Annotated in this window: 9 protein-coding genes; 4 read left to right on the forward strand and 5 right to left on the reverse strand. The window is 64.9% G+C overall.

Features of this window, described 5'->3' with window-relative positions; genetic code table 11:
- Positions 1-26 precede the first annotated feature (26 nt).
- Both LQV16_RS21545 and LQV16_RS21550 read right to left on the reverse strand, forming a co-directional pair.
- Positions 27-728: a methionine ABC transporter permease gene (locus tag LQV16_RS21545; RefSeq protein WP_229995899.1), complete on the reverse strand. Its 702-nt coding sequence runs from the start codon at positions 726-728 to the stop codon at positions 27-29.
- Positions 725-1,705, reverse strand: coding sequence for an ATP-binding cassette domain-containing protein (locus tag LQV16_RS21550; RefSeq protein ID WP_229995900.1), 981 nt, complete (start codon positions 1,703-1,705; stop codon positions 725-727). Before LQV16_RS21550 ends, LQV16_RS21545 begins: the two co-directional genes overlap by 4 nt.
- A gap of 471 nt (positions 1,706-2,176) precedes the next feature.
- On the opposite strand from LQV16_RS21550, the gene LQV16_RS21555 reads away from it, so the two are divergent.
- A complete protein-coding gene (locus LQV16_RS21555; RefSeq protein WP_229995901.1) occupies positions 2,177-3,499 on the forward strand; it encodes a hypothetical protein in 1,323 nt (440 codons plus the stop codon).
- Between the two features lie 17 nt (positions 3,500-3,516).
- On the opposite strand, the gene LQV16_RS21560 is transcribed toward LQV16_RS21555, so the two are convergent.
- Positions 3,517-4,626 (reverse strand): HoxN/HupN/NixA family nickel/cobalt transporter, encoded by a 1,110-nt coding sequence (locus LQV16_RS21560; protein ID WP_229995902.1) that lies wholly within the window; start codon positions 4,624-4,626, stop codon positions 3,517-3,519.
- Positions 4,627-4,823: 197 nt separating this feature from the next.
- Between LQV16_RS21560 and LQV16_RS21565 the strand changes: the two genes are divergently transcribed.
- Both LQV16_RS21565 and LQV16_RS21570 read left to right on the forward strand, forming a co-directional pair.
- Positions 4,824-5,339: a DinB family protein gene (locus tag LQV16_RS21565; RefSeq protein WP_229995903.1), complete on the forward strand. Its 516-nt coding sequence runs from the start codon at positions 4,824-4,826 to the stop codon at positions 5,337-5,339.
- Positions 5,340-5,352: 13 nt separating this feature from the next.
- The gene (locus tag LQV16_RS21570; RefSeq protein ID WP_229995904.1) at positions 5,353-6,471 is read left to right on the forward strand and encodes an aminotransferase class V-fold PLP-dependent enzyme; all 1,119 of its coding nucleotides are present in this window, start codon (positions 5,353-5,355) and stop codon (positions 6,469-6,471) included.
- 36 nt (positions 6,472-6,507) lie between these two features.
- Here LQV16_RS21570 and LQV16_RS21575 read toward each other — a convergent pair whose 3' ends face one another.
- A complete protein-coding gene (locus tag LQV16_RS21575) occupies positions 6,508-7,548 on the reverse strand; it encodes a Gfo/Idh/MocA family oxidoreductase (protein WP_229995905.1) in 1,041 nt (346 codons plus the stop codon).
- Positions 7,549-7,654: 106 nt separating this feature from the next.
- Positions 7,655-8,350, reverse strand: coding sequence for a maleylpyruvate isomerase family mycothiol-dependent enzyme (locus tag LQV16_RS21580; RefSeq protein ID WP_229995906.1), 696 nt, complete (start codon positions 8,348-8,350; stop codon positions 7,655-7,657).
- A 581-nt stretch (positions 8,351-8,931) separates the two neighbouring features.
- Between LQV16_RS21580 and LQV16_RS21585 the strand changes: the two genes are divergently transcribed.
- A partial coding sequence (locus tag LQV16_RS21585; RefSeq protein WP_229995907.1) for a PQQ-binding-like beta-propeller repeat protein occupies positions 8,932-9,381 on the forward strand: 450 nt, incomplete at its 3' end.

Consider the following 9,381-nt stretch of genomic DNA (forward strand, 5'->3'; position numbering starts at 1 on the left):
GGTTTGCGGGGCGGTGCGGGCGGCGGCTACCGGTGGGACAGGCGCCGCGCCGCGAAGTTGCCCAGGGACTGGAATACCTGCACCAGCAGGACCAGCAGGATGACAACGCCGAACATGTACTCCGGGCTATAACGCTGGTAGCCGTAGCGGAAAGCGACATCCCCGAGGCCGCCGCCGCCCACTGCGCCCACCATGGCGGAGTAGCCGATGAGTCCGACCACGGTGGTGGACAGCCCGAGCGCCAGGGCGGGGACGGCCTCGGCCACCATGACCTTGGTCAGGATGGTCCACCGGCTGGCGCCGAGTGACTGGGCGGCTTCGACGAGTCCCACAGGCACTTCGCGGATTCCTATCTCCACCAGCCGGGCGAAGAAGGGAATGCCGGCGATCGTCAAAGGGACAATGGCGGCGGTCGGTCCGATAAAGGATCCGACCAACAGGCGGGTGAACGGAATGAGCAGGATCATGAGGATGATGAACGGGACGGACCTGCCAATGTTCACCACGACGTCGAGCACCCGGTTGACGATGAACCCGAGCGCCCGGCTGCCGAAGAGCTTCGCCAGCAAGCCGCCGGATTCGGTGGTCACGAGCAGGACGCCGGCGGCCAGGCCGAAAAGAACCGTGAACAGCAAGCTCAGGCCCACGGTGTAAAAAGTCTCACCTGCGCCCTTGAGGATCGTGTCCAGCAGGTCCGACCAGAAGTAGGGGTCGTTACGGTCGATCACTTGACTACCTCCACGAAGAGTCCCTGGGAGCGGAGATCGGCCAAGGCGGCGGCCACGGTCCGCTCGTCCCCCGGCAGCTCCAGCCGGGTGCGTCCTGTCTGGAGCCCGCGGATGGTTTCAACCGCGGCACCCAGGATTCCGACGTCGATGCCGTGCTTGCGGGCCAGCTGGGCGATCACGGGCCGGTCGGTTTTCACTCCGCTAAAGGTGATGTCAACGATTGCGCTGGGCGTCTCCGGGATCTCTCCCATGGGGAACAGCGCCTGGCCCAACAGTGATTTCTCCGTCGTCAGCAACTGTTCCACGGGCCCCTGCTCAAGGATCCGCCCGCCGCTCATGACGGCGGCGGAGTCGCAGATCCGCTTCACTACGTCCATCTCATGGGTAATGAGCAGCACGGTCAGCCCAAGGTCCTTGCTCAGTTTCCGAATGAGATCAAGAATCTGCCGGGTCGTCTCGGGATCCAACGCCGAGGTCGCCTCGTCGCTCAGCAGCACTGAGGGGTTGGAGGCCAGCGCGCGGGCAATGCCGACGCGCTGTTTTTGTCCGCCGGACAATTGTGCGGGGTAGGCGGAGGCCTTGCCGTGGAGGCCCACGAGTTCGAGGATCTCGAGTGCCCGTGTCCGCCTGGCTGCGCGCCCGGCGCCGGTGATCTCCAATGAGAGTTCTACATTCGCCTGCACGGTCCTGCTGCTGAGCAGGTTGAAGTGCTGGAAGATCATGCCGATGTTGTGCCGTGCGTGGCGCAGTTCTGCGCCGGACAGCGTGGTCATCTCGCGGCCATCGACGTTGACACTGCCAGAATCCGGAAGCTCCAGGAAATTGATGGTGCGGATCAGCGTGCTCTTACCGGCGCCGCTCTGGCCAACGACGCCGAAGATCTCGCCGCGGGCGACGGAGAGTGAGACGTCGTCAAGGGCCCGGACCGCCGTCGGCCCGGAGCCGTAGCTTTTAGAAACCCGGCTGACGGAAATCATGGATCGTGCTCCCTGTGGTGGCTGGAATCGTCACGGAAGCGCTTCCGCAAAACTGGGTGCGGACATCGTCCGCACCCAAGCCTTAAATTCTGCCAACAAGGCGTTTGGCCCACAAAATCCGAATTTTCAACCTTGAATCACGCTTGTGCGCCACGATAATTCATCCGATCTGAAGAGATCGGCTCGGATGCGTCCGTGGCGCTGGTCATGCCGGGAGAATCGGGAACTCCACCGAAGGCCATGGTGAGTGAGCGATTCATCACACGGACTGTGATTGCGGCGGCGTAGAGCGCAGGCTGCCGCGGACCGTGCCGGCCCGCGGACCGTGCCCCAGCTTTCTACAACCTGCGCCCAGTAGGTTCGGCGGATGACCCGAGCCTGAGTCTGGATTCATGGTCAAAGGGCCGTAGCGGGCGCAGCTCAAGGTCGCGGAGCTTTCCTCCGTCCACCAGCAAACCCGCGAGGATCACGATGAAAACCAATGCCTTCATGACAGCCGTACTCACGCCCCTCCTCACTGTCGGCTGGTTGGTGGTGGGCCTCTCGGCGCCGGCCCAGGCCGTGGGTACCACGTACTTCGTCAGTGCCTCGGGGAGCGACACCAATGCGGGGACCTCAAGCGCGGCACCGTGGAAATCGCTGTCAAAGATCAACTCGATCGTCCTCAAGCCCGGCGATACCGTCAGTTTCCGCAAGGGCGACACCTGGACCGGGGGCATTGTGACCACCCAGAGCGGTACTGATGCCGCACCCATCACCCTGAACGGCTACGGGACCGGCAACGCCCCGACCATAACGGGCGGCAAATCGGGAAACTGCATCAGGATCAACGGAAACTTCACCATAGTTGACGGACTTCGCGGCGTCTCCTGCGGCTATGCCGGCATCAGCATCACCGGCGACCGCAACACGGTCAGGAACTCCAGCGCCTCCAACAACGCCGTGGGCATCAAGGCAGGAACCGGGTCCGATTTTGGGAAATACACCGGCAACGTACTGACCAACAACAACATCATGAACGTCCTGACGCAGGGCACGAACTGCGGAACACCCCAGGCAGTGAACTGCAGTGACGACTCCGGCGCTTCCGGCGTGCTGATCAACGGCAACGACAACGAACTCTCAGGCAACACGGTCAGCGGCTCCACGGCGTTTTCCTACGATTACAACCGCGACGGCGGTTCTTTCGAAATCTACAACGGAAACCGGAACTATTTTCATCACAATGTGTCGCTGGACAACAACAACTTCTCCGAGATTGGGAGGTCCTCCGGGACTGCGGACGGCAACACCTACCGCTACAACCTTGTCCGGTCGACGTGTGGGGCAAACTGTGCCCAGGCCAAAGGCTTGATCGCCCGCGGACCAGGGACCTCCTTCGGGCCCACGAACGGCACCGTTTTTGAGTTCAATACCGTCTACCTGAACGGGCCGCAGTCCCAGGCGATCGTCTGCCATGCGAGCTGCCCTTCATCGACTGTGATCCGCGGCAACATCCTGGCAGGTGTCAAGAACTCCTTGTGGATCAACGGCTCGGGCTGGACCGAGAGGCAGAACGTCCTCAACGGTCCGGTCAACTTCGTGCCGAACAGCACCTCCACCACTGCGTCGGCACGATTCGTGAACGCACCGGCCGATCTCCACCTGACCAGCGCCAGCCCGGCCATCGACCGCGCCGGAGCGAGCCCTTCCGCCTTCGACCTCGCCGGACTTGCGGTGCCCCAGGACGGAGACTGCAACGGTACGGCAGCTGCCGATTCAGGGGCCTACGAGTTCGACTCGCCCAACTGCTGACCATGCCGGGAGGGGTCTCAGCTGGCGCCGGACTGGCTCCAGCGCTGTTCGATCCGGCCAAATTTCCAGACGGCGAGCGCGATCAGCCAGATGACCACGAAGAGTCCGACAACGATGTACCCGACGTTTTCCAGCTCCAGCGACCCGATTGTGGCTGCCGGTCCTGATTCGATTCCCAGCTTCTCCGCCACGAGCCCGAGCAGCACGATAATGCCGACCACCAAGGCCACCACCACCGAGAGCACCGTGACAGTGAGGTTGTAGAACACCTTGCGGACCGGCTTAAGGAACGCCCACCCGTAAGCCCTGGACATGAACACGCCGTCGGCGGTGTCGAAGATGCTCATTCCGGCGGCGAACAGTACCGGCAGGACGAGGATGGCGTACCAGGGCAAGGAGAAGGCCGCGGAACCGGCCGCGAGTACGAGCAGGGCTATCTGGGACGCGGTGTCGAATCCCAGGCCCATCAGCAGACCGACCGGATAGACGTGCCAGGGCTTGTCGACCCGCCGGATTGTTCCGCCGAGCAGTCGGGCCAGGAAGCCCCGGTTGTTGAGCTGATGCTCAAGCTCGGCCTCGTTCAGTTCGCCGGTCCGCATCCCGCGAAATACCCGGACGATGCCAATCACCGAGACCAGGTTTGTCAGCCCGATCAGGATAAGAAACGTGCCGGCGACGGCGCTTCCCACCAGCCCCAGTGTTTGTATCAGGGCGGAGTCCTCGTTCTGCACGCTGCCCGCCATCGCTCTCACGCCGAAGGCCAGGAGCAGCGCAGCGCCGAAGACGACGGTCGAGTGGCCCAGCGAAAACCAGAAGCCCACCCCCAGCGCGGTCTTTCCCTCGCCGACCAGCTTGCGGGTGGTGTTGTCGATGACGGCGATGTGGTCGGCGTCGAAGGCATGCCGCACTCCCAGCAGAAAGGCGGTAACGCCCAGCCCGGCCCCGTACACGCCGGAGCGGCCCAGCGCGAAGTTCTGCGGGGCCACGACGAGCGTCAGCACACTCCAGCCGACCACATTGAGCAGGATGACGAAGCCGGTGATGCCCGCGAGATGGAACTTGTCCCGGCGTTCCCAGCGACTGCTTGTTAGTCGCTCCGGCTGCGCTACAGGCAACAAGTTGCTCATAGTTCGTAAGGGTAGGCGCGGGTGTCGCAGCTGCCAAGACCTCGCGGACTGTGCCCGGCCGGGTGGCCGCCGGCTGTGCCTTAGCGTGAGCCGTGGAGACCCAGACGCTCGGCCCTATCCGGCAGTGCGGCCTCCGTGCAAGCATGGGGCACACCGATCATGCACAGCACTCCGATCATGCACAGCGAGGGGACTCGATGAAATCCAATGAACTGCTGCTGGACGCCTTCGGCCGGATCCATGAGACGGTGGCCGCCGCCCTGGCAGAGGTCGACAATGCCACCTTGCTCCGACGGCCCGCAGGCAGCGGGAACTCGATGGCCTGGCTCATCTGGCACCTCGGCAGGGTCGAGGACGCGCAAGTGGCCTCCGCCGCAGGCCTGGACCAGGTCTGGACCTCGCAGGGGTTTGCTGCCCGCTTCGACCTGCCTCTTTCCAAGCGGGACACCGGCTACGGCCATACGAGCGGCCAGGTGGACGCGGTGCAGGCACCGCCGGAGCTGTTGCTCGAATACTACGACGCTGTGCACCGGCAGACTGTGGAATTCTTGAAGACCCTCGGCGACGACGACTTCGACCGCATCGTCGACACCCGCTGGGACCCGCCCGTCACGCTCGGGGTACGGCTGGTCAGCACCATTGCCGATTGCCTTCAGCACGTGGGGCAGGCCGCCTACGCGAAAGGCCTGAACCCCGCGCACGGGCACGGTTAGGGCGCCCGCTGCCATGCACGCCGCCGATATCCGCCAGCTCTTCCCGGGGCTCAAGGACATCATCTATCTCAACACCGCGACCACGAACGTCGGCTCCGCCCCCGCCCGGGAGGCCTACGAACTGGCGGCCGCGCGCTGGTCTGCCGGCCGGTTCGACTGGATGGAAGCCGAACGGGCGGGGGAGGACGCCCGTGCCATGTTCGCGGAGATCGTCGGCGCCACTGCCGGGGAGATCGCAATCGTTCCGGCCGTGAGCTCAGCCGCCGGGATAGTGGCGGCCAACCTGCCGCCCGCGAAGCACGGCGAGAACGTCGTGGTCGCCGAGAACGAATTCGCCTCGAACTACTATCCCTGGCTTATGCTCCGGCAGCGCGGCTACGAGGTCAGCGCCGTGGCTCCGGGCGGCGACGGCGTGACGGCCGAGGCGTTTGCTCAGGCGGCCGACGGCGGCACCCGCCTGATCGCCGTCAGCGCCGTTCATTCGGCCAACGGTTACCGGGCCGATCTGGGCGCGCTCAGCCGGGTCGCTGCCCGCTCCGGCGCCTGGTTTTTCGTCGATGCCTGCCAGGCGGCAGGCGCGGTGCCGCTGGACGTGGTCCGCGACGGCGTGGACTTCCTGGCCGCCGCGAGCCACAAGTTCCTGCTCGGTTCCAGGGGCATGGGCTACCTCTATGTCCGCAGCGGGCTGCTGGACCGTCTCCAGCCCATCGGCCCGGGCTGGAAGGCCGCCCGCAAGCCGGCCGAGAGCTTCTACGGGCCGGCTATGGACCTCTCACCCACGGCCTCGAAGCTCGACGCCTCATTGGCGTGGTTTCCCGCCCTGGCCGAGCAGGCGGCGCTCGGCATCTTCCGCCGGTTCGGGATCACGGCCTTGCTTGATCGCAACGCCCGGCTCGCCCTTCGCCTGCAGGATGCGCTGGCCGCGGAGGGCTCCGCCTTCCGGCCCTTCACCGAGCAGCACCGCTCGACCATCGTCTCCGTGCCGGTGAGCGATGCCGAGGCGGTCATGGCGCGGTTTCGCCAGGCCAACGTGGTGGCGTCGGTCCGCGAGGGCAGGATCCGGTTGGCCGTGCATTTCTACAATCTGGAAGAAGAGCTCGATCGCGTGGCTGAGTTGATCGGACGTGGCTAAGCGGCGCCGGCCAGTGCCGCCCCAGAACTGGGCCGCTTAGTCTCTCCAGCCTGACTTCTCGTCGCTGCTGTAGGCGAGGCCGATCTGGCTCCTGACTTCGTCCAAGGCCTCCATGACCTGAACGCTCTGCCGGGGCGGCAGGATGTCGTTGGCAGTGGCGTGCGCCGCGATGAGCCGCTCCATTTCCCGCGCCTGGTATTGCATTCCGCGGCCTGCGACAGGCTCATCGAAGCGCTCAGCGACGTTGCCGTCGGCGTCGTACCGGGTGAAGGCCGACGGCGTATACCAGACTGACGGGACCTCGATTCGGCCTTCGGTTCCGATGATCGAGGCCTGGTTTGGCCCTGCAGTATCCAGCGCGCAGTGCAGCACGGCCTGCTGCCCGTCCCCGTACTCGAAAATCATGGCGGTCTGCCGGTCAACACCGGTTTCCGTCATACTGGCCGCTGCCCGGATGCTGACCGGCGCTCCAAAGACGTCGAAGGCGAAGGACACGGGGTAGATGCCCAGGTCCAGGAGCGCTCCGCCGCCCAGCGCCGGGTCATTGAGGCGGTGCGTCGGGTCCTTGGGCAGATTCTGGTTGTGGTCCGCGATCACCGTCCGGACGTCGCCCAGCGCGCCGGATCGAATCAGCTCACGGATACGGACCATGTGCGGAAGATAGCGGGTCCACATGGCCTCAAGTGCGATCAGTCCCTTCGACTCGGCCAGCTCCACAATCTCCCGGGCCTGCCAGGCGTTCATGGCGAAGGGCTTTTCAATCAACACGTGTTTGCCGGCGTCCAGGGCCAACAGGGCATTTTCGTGGTGGAACGGGTGCGGCGTCGAGATGTAGACAATATCCACGTCCGGGTCAGCCACGAGGTCCTCATAGCTTCCATGGGACGAGGGGATCTGAAACCGGGCCGCGAACTCCCGCGCCGATGCCAGGTTCCGGGAGCCCACAGCCTGGACCAATGAACCGTTGTCGATCAGGTCCGGCGTCTGCAGCCCGGCGATGAACCCCGTGCCGAGGATTCCCCACCTCGCAGCGGGCGCGGCGGGATCTGCGGTTCCGGTTGTGGCGTGCTCTGACATCTGTTTGGGTGCCCTTCGGGCAGGTGGTCACGAAAGCATTAGGCGAGGTTTGAAGCATCGGCAGCTTCCCAGGACGTGTTCGTATCCTAAGCCTGCAATCCGGGACTCACGGTGTGAGCGGACCCCGAAGCACGCGCAGGGCAACAGCGGCATCACCCTCAATGAGGGCGGTATCCTCCAGGTTGGATCGGCCCCACAGCCCGAGGTACATCACGGGCAATGGGGCGGAAATCGATGCCACGGCGGAATCAGGGCCCAGTGTCCAGGCGGTGGCCCCGGGCACCTGGAAGGTCACCGCCTTGTCCGGGTGCGGCATCCGCTCCAGTCGCAGCTGGCGCGGCGCGAACATCGCGAGGACCTCGTCGACGCCGTCGAGCATGAAGTCCTCACCCAGGGCGGGGACTGCCAGGCCAAGCGCCTGGCAGGCGTCGATGAGGTGGATGGCGTGTTCGTGGGCCTGGCGCCGAAGCCAGAACCGGGCGTTGTGCGGCGGCGGTCCGAAGTCCCAACAGGGTTTCTCGGGGTCAAGTGCCGTCATCGTCTCGAGGAAGGGTGCCGTGCCTTCGAGGAACCAGGCCGCGGCGCCCTCGGCGGGCGGTGCCGGTTCCTGGACGAAGGTGCCCTCACTGACCACAGTGGCGGCCCACCGCTCGATTGAACCGAGATGTCCGAATAGTTGCTCGAGCGTCCAGCCCGGGCATGCCGGAACGGCGCGGGCAAGGCTGTCTTCCGGCTGGCGGGCCAGCGTGCCGAGATGGTCCAGGGAGCTGGCAAGCTGGTGCAGGTATCGATCGGGCGACATGGGATGAGCCTAACGCGGCGCGGTACGGAGTCCGGCGCCCGCACTCCGGCTTCGCCCCCGTTGGGGTCCGCTCGGATCACCCCGTATTCACATGCCCCGCCATGGGCGGCCGCTGACCCGTCGGCCGAAAATGATGCGTTGCGGAGCCTCGCGAAGTGGGGCATCTCCACGTGGTTTTCCGGGAGGCAAGTAGGCAGTCGCGTTTGCCCAAGCAGCGGGCAAGTAGCGACCGGAGGAATACGGGCATTGCCCCGGCGAAGTTGAGTAGCAATCACTCGCGCGCTCTTCAAACCCCGCTTCTAGGCTCCAGGGTACTGGGTTAATAAAGTCAATGTAGTGGTCAGAAACTGGTCTCAGCCATGCATGATCAAACGGAATCTCGGGTGTCGTCCGGCCATTTTAAGGGCCTTCTTCGCGATGGACGCACGGGTAGGACGCCGCATCCCCGGAAGCACCGGGCGGCCACGATCCACGCAACTTTGCCCCGACAACGGCCATGGTCCCGAGGCGCATGGGCTTCGCTGCTGTCGGCAACGCTCACACTCGCTGCGCTGTCCGTCGGCGAGACGGCCGTTGCGGACGTGAGGACCATCGCCAACGATTCCCTGCGGACCGGATGGGACAAGGACGAGCCCGGGCTCTCACCGTCGGCCGTCGCATCATCGAACTTCGGCAAACTGTTCTCTGCAACCGTGGACGGGCAGGTCTACGCCCAGCCGCTCGTAGTAGGCAGTACCGTGATTGCCGCGACGGAAAACAATGCCGTGTACGGGCTGGACAGCGCCACAGGTGCGGCCAAGTGGACCCGCAAACTCGGACCGGCGTGGCCGGCGTCGACCGTTAACTGCGGTGACCTCACGCCCAACATTGGAATCACGTCCACTCCGGTCTACGACCCGGCGACAAGGAGCATCTTCCTGCTCGCGAAGACGAATGACGGGGCCAGCAAGCAATTCCCGCACTGGTACATGCACTCCCTGGACGTGGCGACCGGAGCGGAGAAGCCCGGATTCCCCGTCACCATCCAAGGC

It is taken from the genome of Arthrobacter sp. Bi26 (genome assembly GCF_918697925.1).
GTDB lineage: Bacteria > Actinomycetota > Actinomycetes > Actinomycetales > Micrococcaceae > Arthrobacter.

Coding starts and splice junctions, on each gene's coding strand:
- LQV16_RS21550 (WP_229995900.1), bottom strand. CDS start 1,705: ATGATTTCCGTCAGCCGGGTTTCTAAAAGCTACGGCTCCGGGCCGACG.
- LQV16_RS21555 (WP_229995901.1), top strand. CDS start 2,177: ATGAAAACCAATGCCTTCATGACAGCCGTACTCACGCCCCTCCTCACT.
- LQV16_RS21560 (WP_229995902.1), bottom strand. CDS start 4,626: ATGAGCAACTTGTTGCCTGTAGCGCAGCCGGAGCGACTAACAAGCAGT.
- LQV16_RS21565 (WP_229995903.1), top strand. CDS start 4,824: ATGAAATCCAATGAACTGCTGCTGGACGCCTTCGGCCGGATCCATGAG.
- LQV16_RS21570 (WP_229995904.1), top strand. CDS start 5,353: ATGCACGCCGCCGATATCCGCCAGCTCTTCCCGGGGCTCAAGGACATC.
- LQV16_RS21575 (WP_229995905.1), bottom strand. CDS start 7,548: ATGTCAGAGCACGCCACAACCGGAACCGCAGATCCCGCCGCGCCCGCT.
- LQV16_RS21580 (WP_229995906.1), bottom strand. CDS start 8,350: ATGTCGCCCGATCGATACCTGCACCAGCTTGCCAGCTCCCTGGACCAT.